The sequence below is a fragment of the Bradyrhizobium sp. CIAT3101 genome (genome assembly GCF_029714945.1).
Classification (GTDB): domain Bacteria; phylum Pseudomonadota; class Alphaproteobacteria; order Rhizobiales; family Xanthobacteraceae; genus Bradyrhizobium.
The window spans coordinates 6,523,411-6,538,860 of the sequence record NZ_CP121634.1 but is presented as its reverse complement, the minus strand read 5'-3'; the positions used below and the strand labels follow the sequence as shown (position 1 = coordinate 6,538,860).

The following is a 15,450-nucleotide window of genomic DNA, read 5'->3' as shown; positions in this document are numbered from 1 at the left end:
ATCACGTTTCTTGAGACTTAGAAATCGAGATCGCCGCGATGGCCTTTACTGATATTTTCATCAAGCGCCCGGTTCTGTCGGTCGTCGTCAGCCTGCTGATCCTGCTGATCGGTCTGCGCGCGGCGATGGTGCTGCCGATCCGGCAGTATCCGAAGCTTTCGAACACGGTCATCAACATCACGACCGTTTATCCCGGCGCGTCCGCGGACCTGATCCAGGGCTTCATCACGACGCCGATCGAGCAGGCGGTCGCCTCGGCTGAAGGCGTTGATTACATGACCTCGTCCTCGGTGCTCGGCACCTCGACGATTCAGGTCTACATCAAGCTGAACTTCGATCCGAACCAGGCGCTCACCGAGGTGCTCGCGAAGACGAACTCGGTCAAGTACCTGATCCCGAAGGAATCGAACGACCCAATCGTCACCAAGACAACCGGCCAGACCACGGCCGTGATGTATCTTGGCTTCTCCTCCGAGGAGCTATCGGGCTCGGCCATCTCCGATTATCTGACGCGCGTGGTGCAGCCGGTGCTGTCGACCGTCGATGGCGTGGCCTCGGCCGACATTCTGGGTGGCCAGACCTTTGCCATGCGGCTGTGGCTTGACCCCGTGAAGATGGCCGGCCGCAACGTATCGCCGGGCGATGTCGCGACCGCGATCACGGCCAATAACTTCCAGTCGGCGGCGGGACAGACCAAGGGCTATCTCATCGTTTCCAACATCTCGACGAACACCAGCCTGACCGACGTCAACCAGTTCAGGAAGATGATCGTCAAGGCCAAGGACGGTGGCTTCGTCCGGATGGAGGATATCGCCACGGTCGAACTCGCGGCGCAGAGCACCGACGCGAGCGTCGCCTTCAATGGCGAGCATGCGATCTTCATCGGCGTGAACGCGACGCCGCAAGGCAATCCGCTGACGCTGGTCAAGGGCGTGCGCGCGCTGTTCCCGGAGCTCGAGCGCAATCTGCCGCCCTCGATGAAGATGAAGGTCGCCTACGACTCGACCAAGTTCATCCAATCGTCGATCGACGAGGTGGAGAAGACGCTCGGCGAAGCGATCATCATCGTGATCGTGGTGATCTTCCTGTTCCTGGCGTCGTTCCGCTCCGTCATCATTCCGGTCGTCACCATCCCGCTGTCCATGATCGGCGTCTGCACGCTGATGTTGGCGCTGGGCTTCAGCTTCAACCTGCTGACCCTGCTCGCGATGGTGCTTGCGATCGGCCTTGTGGTCGACGACGCCATCGTGGTGGTGGAGAACATCCATCGCCATCTGGAGGAGGGCAAGACGCCTGTCCAGGCTTCGCTCGAAGGTGCGCGCGAAATCGTCGGCCCCGTCGTCTCGATGACCATCACGCTCGCGGCGGTGTATGCCCCGATCGGCTTCCTCGGTGGCCTCACCGGTTCGCTGTTCCGCGAATTCGCCTTCACGCTCGCCGGCTCGGTGATCGTGTCGGGCGTGATCGCGCTGACGCTGTCGCCGATGATGTGCTCGGTGCTGCTCAAGAACACCGAGGAGGGCCGTTTCGCCAAGCTCGTCAACAAGGTGTTCGGCGCGCTGACGCGCTGGTACGGCCGCAGGCTCGACCGCTCGCTCGACTACAAGGCGATCACCGGCCTGTTCGCGATCACGATCCTCGGGCTCGTCGGCTTCCTCTATATGCACACCTCGAAGGAGCTGGCGCCCGAGGAAGATCAGGGCATCGTGTTCGCGGTGACCAAGGCGCCGAAATACGCCAACATCGACTATGTCGATTTCTACGGCGACAAGCTCGACAAGGAGTTCCAGAAATTCCCCGAGACTGATCTGCGTTTCGTGCTGAACGGCATCAACGGTCCGCAGGGCGGGATCGCCGGCATGCTCCTGAAGCCGTGGGACGAGCGCAAGCGTTCGTCTATCGCGCTGAAGCCGCTGGTGCAGGCCGAGCTCTCCAAGATCGAGGGCGTGCAGGCCTTCGCGTTCAACCTGCCGCCGCTGCCGGGTGGTCCGGGCGGTCTGCCGGTGCAGATGGTCATCAACTCCACCGCGGGCTACCAGACCGTCTTTGAGCAGATGGAGAAGCTGAAGGACGCTGCCCGCAAGAGCGGCATGTTCATCGTCTCCGACAGCGACCTCGCCTACAACCAGCCGAACGTGGAGGTCACGATCGACCGCACCAAGGCGCAGGATCTCGGCGTCAACATGCAGAACCTCGGCTCTACGCTCGCGGTTCTGCTCGGCGGCAACTACATCAACCGCTTCAATCTCGAGGGCCGGTCCTATCAGGTGATCCCGCAGGTGCCGCGTAGCGATCGCCTCTCGCCGGAATCGCTCGGCGGCTACTATGTGACCACCACCACCGGACAGCAGCTTCCGCTGTCCACCGTGGTTTCGATCAAGACCAAGACCGACCCGAACTCGCTGACGCACTACAATCAGCTCAACTCGGCGACGTTCTCGGCTGTGCCGATGCCCGGCGTGACCGTCGGCGCTGCGGTCGACTTCCTCGAGGGCGAGGCCAAGAAGCTGCCGCAGGGCTTCAGCCACGATTATCTCGCGGATAGCCGGCAGTATGTTCAGGAGGGCAATCAGCTCGCGATCACCTTCGGTTTCGCGCTGGTCATCATCTTCCTGGTGCTGGCCGCGCAGTTCGAGAGCTTGCGTGATCCGCTGGTGATCATGATCTCGGTGCCGATGGCGATCGTGGGAGCGCTGATCCCGCTGTTCTTCGGTGTGGCGACTATGAACATCTATACCCAGGTCGGCCTGCTCACCCTGGTTGGCCTGATCACCAAGCACGGCATCCTGATGGTGGAGTTCGCCAACGAGCTCCAGGTCAACGAGCGGCTCGACCGCCGCTCGGCCATCGAAATGTCGGCCCGTATCCGCCTGCGGCCGATCCTGATGACGACGGCCGCGATGGTCACGGGCCTGATCCCGCTGCTGACGGCAACCGGCGCCGGCGCGGCCAGCCGCTTCTCGATCGGCCTCGTGGTCGTCGCGGGCATGTCGATCGGCACGCTGTTCACCCTGTTCGTGCTGCCGGCGGTCTACGTCGTGCTGGCGACCGACCATCGCGCTGCGGCCGATTCCGAGCGTAACAAGCAGGTCAATGAACTCGACGTCGGGGCCAAGGCGCTGCGGCCGACCTGACCCAAGCCCGATTTGCGTGCGAAGCGGCAACAGCCATCGCTGTTGCCGCTTTTTTTTGTCGCGCGATATCCGGTAATATGATGGCTGGAGCGCCCGGAGTGGGCGTCTGGGCAGGTCGTCGGATGAAAAGACGCGAATTTCTGGCGGTGCTCGGCGGGACGGCACTTGCGCGGTCGGGCATGGCACTGGCGGATACGCCGGGCCGCATTTTTCGCCTTGGCACGGTGACGCCGATCGCGCCGGTTACGGCGGAGAGCCGGGGCGGCAAGATCCTGATCAAGGTGCTCGAGGAGCGCGGGTTCAAGCTCGGTCAGAATTTGACCTTTGAAGCGCGGGGCGCGCTTGGCGACGTCACGATGCTGCCCGCGCTGATCGCAGAGCTGCAGGCCAAGAACGTCGATGTCATCGTGATCATCGGCTACCCGACGGCAATGGCCGCCAAAGCGGCCGGCATCGCGACGGTCGCGGCCAGTGGCGTCGGTGATCCCGTCGAGACCAGGCTGATCGAGAGCCTCGCGCATCCGGGCGGCAAGATCACCGGCATTTCGGACGTCGCGGCGACACTCGGCGCCAAGCGGCTGTCGTTGCTCAAGGAGGTGTCGCCGAAGCTGACCAAGGTCGCGATGCTCTGGAACAAGGACGACCTCGGCATGACCATGCGCTATCAGGCGTCCGCGAAAGCGGCCCAGGCACTTGGGCTAACCGTGCAAGCGCTCGGCGTGCGCGAGCCCGACGATTTCGACGAAGCCTTTTCGGCGATGAACAGCGATCCGCCCGATGGCATTCTGATGGTGGCGGACGCGCTGACCATTCTCAATCGCGAGCGCGTGTTCGAGTTCGCCGCCGTCCGGAAGCTGCCGGCGATCTACGAATTCGACGAATTCGCCCGCGACGGTGGTCTGATGTCCTATGGTGCGGATTCGTCGGAATCTTTCGAGCGCGCGGCCGCGCTGGTCGCTCGGATTTTCAACGGGGCAAATCCCGGCGACCTGCCGTTCGAGCTGCCGACCCGCTATCCCCTGGTGCTCAATCTCAAGACGGCGAGGGCGACCGGACTTGAAATTCCCCCGACCATGCTGGCACTTGCCGATGAGGTGATCGAGTAACCTTGTGCGCTGCAGCGAGAGACAAGGTCCGGCCTTCTTGCTAGGCTTGGGGCAATGAGCATTTCGGTCCATCCCGATACCCCACAAACCAGGCCGCTGCCGCGCGCGGCTGCGGACGGCGTCGCCTCCGGCGAGGCGGGACGGGGGATCAGGACCCGGCTGTTCACCAAATATGTCGCGTTGTTTGTGGTCGTGGTCGCCGTCGCCCTGCTGGCCAATGGCCTGTTCGAGGTCTTCTTCTATTATCGGGAGCACAAGGCCTCGCTGATCCGGGTCCAGCACGAGCAGGCCGAGGCGGCAGCCGCCAAGATCAGCCAGTTCGTCAAGGAGATCGAGAGCCAGCTCGGCTGGACCACGCAACTGCCATGGTCGGCGGGCTCGATCGAGCCGCGCCGGTTCGACGCGCTGCGGCTGCTGCGTCAGGTGCCGGCGATCACCGAACTCGCCCAGGTCGACGCGTCCGGCAGGGAGCGGTTGCGGGTTTCGCGGCTGGCGATGGACGCGATCGACAGCGGCATCGACCTGTCGAACGACCCGAAGTTCACCGAAGCCGTCGCACACAAGGTCTATTACGGGCCGGTCTATTTCCGCCGGGAGTCAGAGCCCTACATGACGCTGGCGCAGGCCGGTGCCCGCAAGGATGCGGGCGTCAGCATTGCAGAGGTCAATCTCAAGCTGATCTGGGATGTCGTGTCCCAGATCAAGGTCGGCGAGCACGGACATGCCTATGTGGTCGGCCCGGAGGGGCGACTGATCGCGCATCCCGATATCAGCCTCGTTCTGCGCAACACCGACCTGTCGGGGCTGGCGCAGGTGCGCGCTGCGCTCGCCGGCGGCGGCGTCATGCCGGACGCCTTGCAGGAAGCGACCAACATCCAGGGGCAGAAGGTTCTGACGGCGTCAGCGCCGATCGCCCCGCTCGGCTGGACCATGTTCGTCGAGCTGCCGGTCGAGGAAGCCTATGCGACGCTCTATGCCTCGCTGGAACGGCTGGCAATCGTGCTGCTCGCGGCCTCGATCTTCGCGGTGCTCGCTGGAATATTCCTCGCGCGCCGCATGGTCGGGCCGATCCAGGCGCTGCGCAGCGGCGCCGAACGGATCGGCGGCGGCGACTTCGCCCAGCGGATCTCGATCAAGACCGGCGACGAGCTCGAGGAACTCGCCGACCAGTTCAATCACATGGGCGAACGGTTGCAGGAATCCTATGCGGATTTGGAAAAGAAGGTCGAGGTCCGAACGGCTGAATTGAGGGAGTCGCTGGAGCAGCAGACGGCGACTTCGGAAGTCCTGCAGGTGATCAGTTCGTCTCCCGGCGAACTCGGGCCGGTGTTCGACAAATTGCTCGAGAATGCCACGCGCGTCTGTGGCGCGAGTTTCGGGATCATGAATCTGTGGGACGGCGAAGGCTTCACCATCGCGGCTGACTACAACGTGCCGCCTGCGTTCGCCGCTTCGCGACGGGATGTGGCGATCCGTCCTCATCCGGAGAGTGCGCTCGCGACCGTTGTCAGGACACATCAGGTCGTCCACGTTCACGATGTCCAAAGCACGCCTGCCTATATTGCCGGAGGACCCAGCATCCGCGGAATCTCCGATGTGGCCGGTGCCCGCACGATCGTCGTCGTGCCGATGCTGAAGGAGAGCGAGCTGATCGGCACAATCGCGGTCTATCGCAAGGAAGTCCGTCCGTTCACCGACAAGCAGATCTCCGTCGTCGAGAATTTCACGAAGCAAGCCGTCATCGCCATCGAGAATGCGCGGCTGCTGAACGAGTTGCGCAAGCGCACGATGGAGCTCTCGCAATCCCTCGATGAGTTGCGCGCAGCTCAAGGCCGGCTGATCCAGACCGAGAAGCTCGCGTCGCTTGGCCAGCTCACGGCCGGCATCGCCCACGAGATCAAGAACCCGCTCAACTTCGTCAACAATTTCTCGTCGATCTCGACCGAGCTGATCGACGAGCTCAACGAGGTCCTGCAAACAGCGTCGCTCGACGGCAAAACAAAGGACGAGGTGGACGAGCTGACCGGCATGCTGCGGGGAAATCTCGAGAAAGTGGTGCAGCACGGCAAGCGCGCCGATTCCATCGTCAGGAATATGCTGCTGCACTCGCGCGAGGGCTCCGGCGAGCATCGCCTCGCCGACATCAATACGATCGTGGAGGAGAGCCTCAATCTCGCCTATCACGGCGCGCGCGCCGAACGGCCGTCGTTCAACGTGACGCTCCAGCGTGACCTCGATCCGACCGCCGGGATGGTTGACGTCTATCCGCAGGAAATCACCCGCGTCTTCCTCAATCTGATCTCGAACGGCTTCTATGCCGCGACCAAGCGCAAGGAAGGCAGTGCCGATGGATTCGAGCCGACGCTGAGCGCCGCGACGAAGAATCTCGGCGGCAAGGTCGAGATCCGGATCCGCGACAACGGCACGGGCATTCCGCAGGACGTGAAGGAGAAAATGTTCAATCCCTTCTTCACCACCAAGCCGGCCGGTGAGGGCACCGGGCTTGGTCTGTCCATGAGCCATGACATCGTCGTGAAACAGCACGGCGGCACGATCGACGTGACCACCGAGCCCGGTGTATTCACCGAATTCATCATCACCCTGCCACGCGTCATGTCGGCAGGCAGTACTTCCGGAGGCAAGACGTGAACGTTTACATCCTGGTCGTCGATGACGAGCCCGATGTCGAGGCGCTGTTCCGGCAGCAATTCCGGCGCGACCTGCGCGCCGGCCGTTTCCAGATGGAATTCGCGCCCTCGGCGCCCGATGCGCTGAAGCTCGCGGCCGAGGTTCGCGACCCCTCGTTGATCCTGATCCTGTCCGATATCAACATGCCCGGCATGAGCGGGCTCGACATGCTGCCCAAAGTGCGCGCCGAGCATCCGAATGTTCCGGTCATCATGATCACGGCGTACGGCGATGCCGAGACGCGCCGCAAGGCGATCGAGCGCGGCGCCACCGGGCTCCTCACCAAGCCGATCGATTTTGCGTTGCTGCGGCAGCAGATCGACACGAGGCTCGAGCAGGCGGCATGACTCCGACCATCCTCTTCGTCGACGACGAGCCCGACCTCGAGGCGCTGATCCTGCAAAAATTCCGCAGGAAGATTCGCGACGGGGTTGTCGCCATCATGTTCGCGCGCGACGGCCTGGAGGCGCTGGAGTCGCTCGAGCAGAATCCCCAAGTCGATATGGTGGTCTCCGACATCAACATGCCCAGGATGGACGGGCTGTCGCTGCTGCAGAAGCTGCAGGAAGCCGAGGAGAAGAAGTCGACCATCATCGTGTCGGCCTACGGCGACATGAGCAACATCCGCACCGCGATGAATCGTGGCGCGTTCGATTTCCTGACCAAGCCGATCGACTTCGCCGACCTCGAGACCACGATCGACAAGACCCTGCGTCACATCGAGATGTTGCGCGAGGTGAGGCGCCGCCAGGCGGAGGCCGAGCGGGCTCATGCCGCATTGTCGCGCCATTTCTCGCCGGAGCTTGCCAAGCGTCTAGCGGCCGGCGGCGAGGGTGAGGGGATCGCGGTGCAGTGGCGCGATGTCGCGACCATTTTCACCGATATCACCGGCTTCACCTCGCTGGTCGAGACCGCGCCGCCCGAGACGTTGGGCGCGCTCCTCAACGAGTATGTCGGCGGGATGACCGAGGTGGTCTTCTCGCATGACGGGACGGTCGCAAAAATCATCGGCGACGCGATCCAGGTGCTGTTCAATGCGCCCGGCGATCAGCCGGACTTCGCGACGCGTGCCGTTGCCTGCGCCCATGATCTCGATGCCTGGGCGCAGGACTTTTGCGCACGGCAGGGCGCAAAGGGCGTGAACTTCGGTATCACCCGCATCGGCATTCACGCCGGCTCCGCGCTGGTCGGCAATTTCGGCGGCAATCGCTTCTTCGATTACACCGCATATGGGGACACGATCAACATTGCGGCGCGGCTGGAAGCTGCGAACAAGCAGCTTGGTACCCGCATCTGTGTCAGCTCCAGTGTCGCAGAGGCAGCCGAGAATTTTCAGGGGCGTCCCGTCGGCGATCTGATGCTGCGCGGGCGCAGCGAGCCGCTGCGCGCGTTTGAGCCACTGCAGCGGGAAAGGTTCGAGGCGCCCGGGACGGCCCAGTATTCCGAGGCCTTTGCCAGGATGGAAGCCGGTGACGCCACGGCCATGCCGGCCTTTGCCGCGCTGGTCGGCGCGCACGCCGATGATCCTCTCGCCGGATTTCACCTGAGGCGCCTGCTCAACGGCGGCAAGGGCGTCCGCATTCAATTGGATTAGGAGTCCGTCATGATTCGTGAATTCTCCGCCGGCAACTATCGGTTCATTCCCTCCGTGTTCCAGTATTCGGCTGGTGCGGCCGCCGACGATGGCTATGAGATCGAGCGCGTCCGGTTCGATCGCCTCGTGCCCCTGGCCGAGGGGTTTGCGCTTGCGGCAAAGTTCATTCAGGAGGCGGGGCGGCCGTTGACGGCCTTCTGTGCCTGCGAGCTGCGCTCGCCGGCTGCCTTCAGCGAGGAGGGGTTTCGCGCGTTCAACCTGCATTACGTCAAGACGCTCTCGGAGTGGGGCATCTTCGACGGCACCACCAATCCGGTGGCGCGCAGCAACGTCTGTCCGGAACTCGATCCTCCGGTCGAGCCGTCGTTCTACGCGTTCTCCTTCACGCGCCCGACAAACTCCAAGGCGCCGTCCTTCGTCATTGCCGGCGGCGCCGAGGCGCGCGAGGGCAGCGGCACCTATGTCGAGCGCACGGTCCGCTACCGCGACCTCAGTCCGGAGGGTTTGCGCGAGAAGGTCCGGTTCACCACGACGTCCCAGATGGAGAACCGGATGACAGCGTTCGGATTCGGCTGGAAGGACACCACCGGCGTGCAGGCCTATTCCGTGCACGACTTCCATCACGCGCTGGTCGACGAACTGGTTCGGCGTGGCGCGTTGCGCTCGGGCCTCACCTGGCATTTCGCGCGGCCGCCGGTGGTCGATCTCGAATACGAGATGGATTGCCGCCGCGTGATGCGCGAGACCGTCATTTAGCGCTGGCGCGGATCGAGCGCGTCACGCAGGCCGTCGCCAAGCAGGTTCAACGACAGCACCACGAGGAAGATCGCCAGCCCCGGCCAGATCGCCATCCAGGGCGCCTGGGTCAGGAAGCGTTGTGCCGCGTTGAGCATGCTGCCCCAGGATGGCGCCGGCGGCTGCTGGCCAAGGCCGAGGAACGACAGCGCCGCTTCGGCGATGATCGCGGCCGCGATCGAGAGCGTCGCCTGAACCAGCAGTGCGGGCAGGATGTTCGGCAGGATGTGCGAGACGGCGATGCGCCAGGACGGGTTGCCGAGTGCACGCGCCGCTTCGACATAGTCCTCGGCCTTGACGCTCAGCACCTGGCCGCGGGTCAGGCGGACAAAGATGGGTGTCGCCGAGATGCCGATCGCGATCATGGCGTTGCCAAGGCTCGGACCGAGGAACGCCGCCAGCGCAATCGCCAGGATCAGGAACGGACAGGCCAGCATCGCGTCGGTGATCCGGCTGATCAGCGCATCGACGAAGCCACCGCGATAGCCGGCGACGAGGCCAAGCGGCACGCCGATGCCGAGCGCGATCGCGACCGAGATCAGGCCGGCCAGCAGCGAGGCGCGCGCGCCGTAGACAACGCGGCTAAGGATATCGCGGCCGAGCTCGTCGGTGCCGAACCAGTGCGCCATCGTGGGCGGCTTGCGCACCAGGCTCCAGCTCGTCGCGATGGGATCGTAGGGCACGATCAGAGGCGCCAGCAACGCGAGCAGGATGAAGATGACGAGGACCACGAGGCCCGCGACCGCCGCCTTGCGCTTGAACAGGCGGCGCCGTGCGCGGCGTGCCGGGCTGTCCAGCTCGTCGGCATGCGCAAGGGGGCCGGACAGGGCGGCGTCGGTCATGGCCTAGCCCCTCAGCCGCGGATTGACGAGGATATAGGCGACATCGGCAACCAGATTGAGCGTGATGTAGACCGTGGCGGTCACCAGCACCACGCCCTGCACGACGGCATAGTCGCGGTTGAACACCGCGTCCACGATCAGCTTGCCGAAGCCGGGAATGGAGAAGATCTGTTCGGTCAGCACGGCGCCGGACAGCAGCGTGCCGAGCTCGAGCGCGCCGAGCGTGATGATCGGTGTCAGCGCGTTGCGCATGGCATGTTTCAGGATCACGGACCGCTCGGAGAGACCCTTCGCGCGCGCGGTACGGACGTAATCGCTTTCCAGCACCTGGAGCATGGCGCTGCGGGTATGGCGCATCAGGACCGCGGCAATCGCGTTGCCGAGCACGAAGGCGGGCATGATGGTGGCAGCCAGGCTCGCGCGCCAGTTCTCGGTCAGCGGCACATAGCCCGAGGCCGGCAGCCAGCCGAGCTCGATCGAGAACAGGAAGATCAGCATGATGCCGAGCCAGAAGTTCGGCGTCGAGATGCCCCATAGCGCGAAGAAATTGGCGCCGTAATCCCAGGCCGTTCCCTTCTTCACGGCGGCGACGATCCCGGCGGGAATGCCGATCAGGAAGGCGATGATGATCGCCATCGAGCCGAGCTGCAGCGTCACCGGCAGCTTTTGCGCAATCAGCTCGCGCACCGGCATCTTGTTGCGCAGGGATTCGCCGAAATCGCCTGATAGCACGCCCTTCATCCAGTAGGCGTACTGCACGGGGACCGGCTGATCGAGCCGGTATTGGTGGCGGATCTGCTCGATCACGGCCGGATCGCGCTCTTCGCCCGCCATCACCAGTGCGGGATCGCCCGGCAGCAATTGCTGCAGCGAGAAGATCAGCACCGACACGAAGAACAATGTCGGTACGATCTGCGCAAGCCGGCGGGCGAGGAAGTTCAGCATCGCTGCCGCGTCACTTCAGCTTGAGGCCGACGACGCGCACGAGGCCGTCGGGCATCTGCTTGTAGCCCTCGAGCTTGGTGGTGTGCGCAATGATGATGCGGCGGTGGTAGAGGTAGAGGATCGGCTCCTCGTCCTGGGCCAGCTTGGCCAGCACTTCATAGCTCGCCTTGCGCTTGTCGAGGTCGGTCACGAGCCGTGCGTCTTCCAGTGCCTTGTCGGCCTGCGGATTGTTCCAGTCGCCGTAGTTCTGCGGCGCTCCGCTGTGCAGGAAGACGAAGGTGTTGCCGTCAGGATCGACGCGGCCGCTCCAGGCGAGCATGAAGGCCTGGTAATCGCCGGATTCGGCCTGCTTGAGCCCGGTTGCGAATTCGGTGACACGGATCTTCATGTCGAAGCCGGCTTCCGCGGCCATCGACTGGATGACCTGCGCCGGTGTCTCCGTCTCCGCGCCCTTCGGCACCAGGAAGTCGACGCTGACCGGCGGCGTCACGCCGGCTTCCTTCAAGAGCGCCTTGGCCTTCTCCAAATTGCGGGGGCGGACCGGCAAGCTCTTTTGGTAATAGGGATGATCGGGATTGACCCACTGATTGCCGATCTGGAACTCGCCGTTGAAGACGACCTGGTTGATCGCCTCGCGGTCGATGGCAAGGTCGAGGGCCTGCCGCACCTTGGCGGACTGGCTCAGCGGTCCCTTGGCCTTGTCCTTGCCGATGTTGAGCGTGATGCCCTGATAGCCGAGCTCGATGGCGGTGGCGACCTTCAGCCGTGAATCGGCTCGCACTTCCTTGAGGTCGGTGGCGAGCACGCGCTCGATCAGATCGAGGCCGCCGGATTTCAAATTCGCCAGCCGCACGGTGGCGTCGACGATGGGCTGGAACACGATTTTGTCGATGAAGATTTTGTCCTTATTCCAATAGTCCGCGAACTTCTCGAACACGATGCGGTCCTGCTGCACGCGCTCGACGAATTTGTAGGGGCCGGCGCAGACCGGGTGCAGGCCGAACTTGTCACCGGCTGCCTTTGCCGCCTTCGGCGACATCATCATGCCGGCGCGATCCGTGAGCTGGGCTAGCAGCGGCGAGAACGGTGATTTCAGCACCAGCTTGACGGTGAGGGGATCGACGACATCGATGTGGTCGACCGAGGCGAGCTCCGGCTTGCGGAACGAGCCGGGGAGGGTCAGATGGCGCTCCAGCGAGAATTTGGCGGCCTCCGCGTCGAACGGCTCGCCGTCGTGGAATTTCACGCCGGGACGCAGCTTGATGACGAGCGCCTTGCCGTCGTCGGCGGTCTCGCTCGACAGCGCGAGCTGGGGCACAATGTTGAGCTTCTCGTCGATGTCGAACAGCTTGTCGCAGAATGCCGCGAACACGATGCGGCCGACATAGGTGCGCGCCATCGAGGGATCGAGGATGTCGGGGTCCTCGGCAAGGCCGATGCGCAACGTGGTCTGCGCCTGGGCGGCCCCAAGCGACAGCAGGAACGCAGCCGCGGTTGCGGCCAGGCGAAACATCTTCATCGGACAGTCCCCATTGCTTCGGCTACGGCGTTGTAGGCCTTGCACTCTGTATACCAACCCCGACCGGGCTTGCGCCTTCCGTCTTTCGGCTGAAGGCTGCGACTAATTTTGCCAGTTCCGGCGTGAATCCGCCCACGGTGGGCAGGATGCTGTCGGCCGGAGGCAGCTCGCTGGCGCGATGGCAGGCGGTGGCGTGGCCTGCCTCGTCGGCCACCAGCGCCGGCGCTTCGGTACGGCAGCGGTCGATCACGAAGGGGCAGCGGGTGTGGAAGCGACAGCCGGCCGGCGGATTGAGCGCGCTCGGGATCTCGCCTTGCAGCACGACCTTGGCCCGCCTCGCGCGAGGTTGCGGCAGCGGGATCGCGGACAACAGGGCGCGGCTGTACGGATGGCGTGGCTCGGCGAACAACGCGTCCGCATCGGCCTCTTCGACGATGCCGCCGAGATTCATCACCGCGACGCGGTCGGCGATGTGCTTGACCACCGCGAGATCATGCGAAACGAAGATATAGGCCAGACCAAGCCGGTCCTGCAGCTCGCGCAGCAGGTTCAAGATCTGCGAGCGGATCGAGACGTCGAGCGCCGAGACCGGCTCGTCGCAGATGATCAGCTTCGGCTCGACCGCGAGCGCGCGGGCGATGGCGATGCGCTGGCGTTGGCCGCCGGAGAATTCGTGCGGATAGCGCCGGGCCAGCCGCGGCTCGAGCCCCACGAGCCGCAAGATTTCCGCGACACGCTCGCGCCGTTGCTCTGGCGGCACGAGATCGTGCAGCACGAGCGGCTCAGTCAGGATCTGGCCGACCGTCATGCGCGGGTTGAGCGAGGCGTAGGGGTCCTGAAAGATGATCTGCGCTTCGCGGCGGAATTTGCGGAGCGCATCGGCATCGAGCGAGAGCAGGTCGCGACCGTCGAACCGCACGCTGCCCGCATCGGGCTCGATCAGCCGCAGCACCAGGCGGCTGACGGTGGATTTGCCGCAACCGGATTCACCGACCAAAGCGAGGGTCTTGCCGGCTTCGAGCGTGAAGCTGACCCCATCGACCGCTTTGACATGGGCCAGCGCCCGGCCGAACAGCGACCGCTGGGCGACGAAATGCTTGACCAGGCCGTTGACCTCGAGGAGCGCCATCACGACACCAACAGTTCGAGCGGCGCACGGATGCAGCGCGAGAGATGGCCGGGGCTGACTTCCACCAGCGGCGGCGGCGCCCTCGTGCAGGCGTCCAGCACGAACGGGCAACGCGCGGCAAAACGGCAGCCCGCGGGTGGCTGTGCCATGTTCGGCACCATGCCTTCGATCGTGGCAAGCTGTTCGGCGCGATGGTCCAGGCGCGGGATGGAGCCGAGCAGTCCGACCGTGTAGGGATGCTGCGGCGCGGAGAACAATTCGTCGACCGGCGCGCGCTCGACGATCTCGCCGGCATACATCACCGCGACTTCGTCGCAGACTTCGGCGACGACGCCGAGATCGTGGGTGATCAGGATGATCGCGGCGCCGCTCGCGGCCTTCAGCTCGCGCATCAGTTCCAGGATCTGGGCCTGCAGAGTGACGTCGAGCGCAGTGGTGGGCTCGTCGGCGATCAGGAGCTGCGGATCGCAGGCGAGCGCCATCGCGATCATGACGCGCTGGCGCATGCCGCCGGAGAGCTTGTGCGGATATTCGTCGATCCGACGCTCGGGCGAAGGGATGTGCACGCGGCGCAACAGCTCGATCGCGCGGTCCCGCGCGCCGCGGCGCGAACCGCCGCGATGGCGCAAAATGGTCTCGATGATCTGGTCGCCGATGGTGAAGCTCGGGTTGAGCGAGGTCATCGGTTCCTGGAAAATCATCGCGAGCCGGTTGCCGCGCAGATCGCGCAGCCTCTGGTCCGTGGTCTTCAGCAGATCGAAACCGTCGAAGCGGATCGCGCCCGATATCTCCGTCGTCTGTTTCGGCAGCAGGCCCATGATCGCCAGTGAGGTCACGCTCTTGCCGCAGCCGGATTCACCGACGAGGCCGAGCGTTGCACCATTGGCGACGCTGAGATCGACGCTGTCGACCGCGTGGGTGACGCGGCCGTCGTCACCGTGAAAGCGGATGCGCAGGTCCCTGATCTCGATGAGAGGGCTTGCGCTCATGTCTGTCTTGCCCGTGCCGCGGCGATGCTGGCGTCGATGACGCGGCGATCGGTATTGCCGGCCGGGTTCCGCCGGGTCGGCATGGACGGGCGGAAGTGGACCCAGAGTTCGTGGCTGACCCGTTCGAGCCGCTCGAGCTCGCCGAGCGGGTCGGCATGATCGTCGGCGCGGATGTCGAGCGCGGGCCATTCCTCCTCGCCGTGGATCAGCAGTGCTGCGGACTGCTTGCCGCGCTTGTCGCCGCCGGCGGCTTCGCCGGCGCGCATCGCCGCGAGCAGCCGGCGCGGGAACGGCAGGCTGTCATTGGCGATGTAGGTCTTCGCCGTCTCGGCAAGCACGTCGGCGCCGGCGAGCATGTTGCCCGCGATCGAAAAGCCGCTTCCTGCGATGTTCCCGCACCAGTCGACGCAATCGCGCCCGGTATGCGCGGCGATCGCGCCACTTGCATCCATGATGTGGATCTGGCGGCTCTCGCGGCCATCGTCGGTCGCGAGCAGGGCGGCGAGCACGTCATGAGCGTTGAGACCCTCGCGCAGCAGCTTGACGCCGTCGATCCCGTAATAGGGATTGACGAAAGCTTGGGTTGCAATGGCGCCAAGTCCCGCCGCGATGTAGGGCACGCGTGCCCCGACGGCGAAGAAGCGGGTCGCGACCGCAATGCCGAACTGGCCGGTGGCAGAATCTCGCGCAATGATCGACCAGGTCATGT

The 15,450-nt window shown here is 64.5% G+C and carries 12 protein-coding genes; 6 read left to right on the top strand and 6 right to left on the bottom strand.

Annotated elements, in window-relative coordinates; translation table 11 throughout:
* The first annotated feature begins 38 nt into the window (after nt 1-38).
* The 6 genes from QA645_RS30785 to QA645_RS30760 all read left to right on the top strand — a co-directional run bounded on the left by QA645_RS30785 (nt 39) and on the right by QA645_RS30760 (nt 9,278).
* Complete coding sequence (locus QA645_RS30785) at nt 39-3,134, top strand: MexW/MexI family multidrug efflux RND transporter permease subunit (protein ID WP_283045073.1); 3,096 nt, start codon at nt 39-41, stop codon at nt 3,132-3,134.
* 122 nt (nt 3,135-3,256) lie between these two features.
* Nucleotides 3,257-4,240: an ABC transporter substrate-binding protein gene (locus QA645_RS30780; protein ID WP_283045072.1), complete on the top strand. Its 984-nt coding sequence runs from the start codon at nt 3,257-3,259 to the stop codon at nt 4,238-4,240.
* 54 nt (nt 4,241-4,294) lie between these two features.
* Complete coding sequence (locus tag QA645_RS30775) at nt 4,295-6,889, top strand: cache domain-containing protein (protein WP_283045071.1); 2,595 nt, start codon at nt 4,295-4,297, stop codon at nt 6,887-6,889.
* Entirely contained in the window at nt 6,886-7,275 is a 390-nt protein-coding gene (locus QA645_RS30770; RefSeq protein WP_254129960.1) for a response regulator, read from the top strand. Before QA645_RS30775 ends, QA645_RS30770 begins: the two co-directional genes overlap by 4 nt.
* A complete protein-coding gene (locus QA645_RS30765) occupies nt 7,272-8,522 on the top strand; it encodes an adenylate/guanylate cyclase domain-containing protein (protein ID WP_283045070.1) in 1,251 nt (416 codons plus the stop codon). Before QA645_RS30770 ends, QA645_RS30765 begins: the two co-directional genes overlap by 4 nt.
* Nucleotides 8,523-8,531: 9 nt before the next feature.
* A complete protein-coding gene (locus tag QA645_RS30760; RefSeq protein WP_283045069.1) occupies nt 8,532-9,278 on the top strand; it encodes a hypothetical protein in 747 nt (248 codons plus the stop codon).
* On the opposite strand, the gene QA645_RS30755 is transcribed toward QA645_RS30760, so the two are convergent.
* The 6 genes from QA645_RS30755 to QA645_RS30730 are packed head-to-tail and all read right to left on the bottom strand — an operon-like array spanning nt 9,275 to nt 15,448.
* Nucleotides 9,275-10,159: an ABC transporter permease gene (locus QA645_RS30755; RefSeq protein WP_283045068.1), complete on the bottom strand. Its 885-nt coding sequence runs from the start codon at nt 10,157-10,159 to the stop codon at nt 9,275-9,277. The two genes, QA645_RS30760 and QA645_RS30755, sit on opposite strands and share 4 nt — an antisense overlap.
* A gap of 3 nt (nt 10,160-10,162) precedes the next feature.
* The gene (locus tag QA645_RS30750; RefSeq protein ID WP_254129964.1) at nt 10,163-11,104 is read right to left on the bottom strand and encodes an ABC transporter permease; all 942 of its coding nucleotides are present in this window, start codon (nt 11,102-11,104) and stop codon (nt 10,163-10,165) included.
* Between the two features lie 10 nt (nt 11,105-11,114).
* A complete protein-coding gene (locus QA645_RS30745; protein WP_283045067.1) occupies nt 11,115-12,623 on the bottom strand; it encodes an ABC transporter substrate-binding protein in 1,509 nt (502 codons plus the stop codon).
* Nucleotides 12,624-12,645: 22 nt separating this feature from the next.
* On the bottom strand, nt 12,646-13,752 hold the full coding sequence (locus tag QA645_RS30740; protein ID WP_283045066.1) for a dipeptide ABC transporter ATP-binding protein: 1,107 nt from the start codon (nt 13,750-13,752) through the stop codon (nt 12,646-12,648).
* Nucleotides 13,752-14,741, bottom strand: coding sequence for an ABC transporter ATP-binding protein (locus QA645_RS30735; protein ID WP_254192634.1), 990 nt, complete (start codon nt 14,739-14,741; stop codon nt 13,752-13,754). The genes QA645_RS30740 and QA645_RS30735 overlap by 1 nt, the downstream gene beginning before the upstream one ends.
* Nucleotides 14,738-15,448 (bottom strand): DUF1028 domain-containing protein, encoded by a 711-nt coding sequence (locus QA645_RS30730; RefSeq protein ID WP_283045065.1) that lies wholly within the window; start codon nt 15,446-15,448, stop codon nt 14,738-14,740. The genes QA645_RS30735 and QA645_RS30730 overlap by 4 nt, the downstream gene beginning before the upstream one ends.
* Nucleotides 15,449-15,450: the final 2 nt, after the last annotated feature.

Bases quoted from the DNA above. Each gene is read 5' to 3' on its own strand.
- QA645_RS30785 (WP_283045073.1), top strand. From the start codon at position 39: ATGGCCTTTACTGATATTTTCATCAAGCGCCCGGTTCTGTCGGTCGTC.
- QA645_RS30780 (WP_283045072.1), top strand. From the start codon at position 3,257: ATGAAAAGACGCGAATTTCTGGCGGTGCTCGGCGGGACGGCACTTGCG.
- QA645_RS30775 (WP_283045071.1), top strand. From the start codon at position 4,295: ATGAGCATTTCGGTCCATCCCGATACCCCACAAACCAGGCCGCTGCCG.
- QA645_RS30765 (WP_283045070.1), top strand. From the start codon at position 7,272: ATGACTCCGACCATCCTCTTCGTCGACGACGAGCCCGACCTCGAGGCG.
- QA645_RS30760 (WP_283045069.1), top strand. From the start codon at position 8,532: ATGATTCGTGAATTCTCCGCCGGCAACTATCGGTTCATTCCCTCCGTG.
- QA645_RS30755 (WP_283045068.1), bottom strand. From the start codon at position 10,159: ATGACCGACGCCGCCCTGTCCGGCCCCCTTGCGCATGCCGACGAGCTG.
- QA645_RS30750 (WP_254129964.1), bottom strand. From the start codon at position 11,104: ATGCTGAACTTCCTCGCCCGCCGGCTTGCGCAGATCGTACCGACATTG.
- QA645_RS30745 (WP_283045067.1), bottom strand. From the start codon at position 12,623: ATGAAGATGTTTCGCCTGGCCGCAACCGCGGCTGCGTTCCTGCTGTCG.
- QA645_RS30740 (WP_283045066.1), bottom strand. From the start codon at position 13,752: ATGGCGCTCCTCGAGGTCAACGGCCTGGTCAAGCATTTCGTCGCCCAG.
- QA645_RS30735 (WP_254192634.1), bottom strand. From the start codon at position 14,741: ATGAGCGCAAGCCCTCTCATCGAGATCAGGGACCTGCGCATCCGCTTT.
- QA645_RS30730 (WP_283045065.1), bottom strand. From the start codon at position 15,448: ATGACCTGGTCGATCATTGCGCGAGATTCTGCCACCGGCCAGTTCGGC.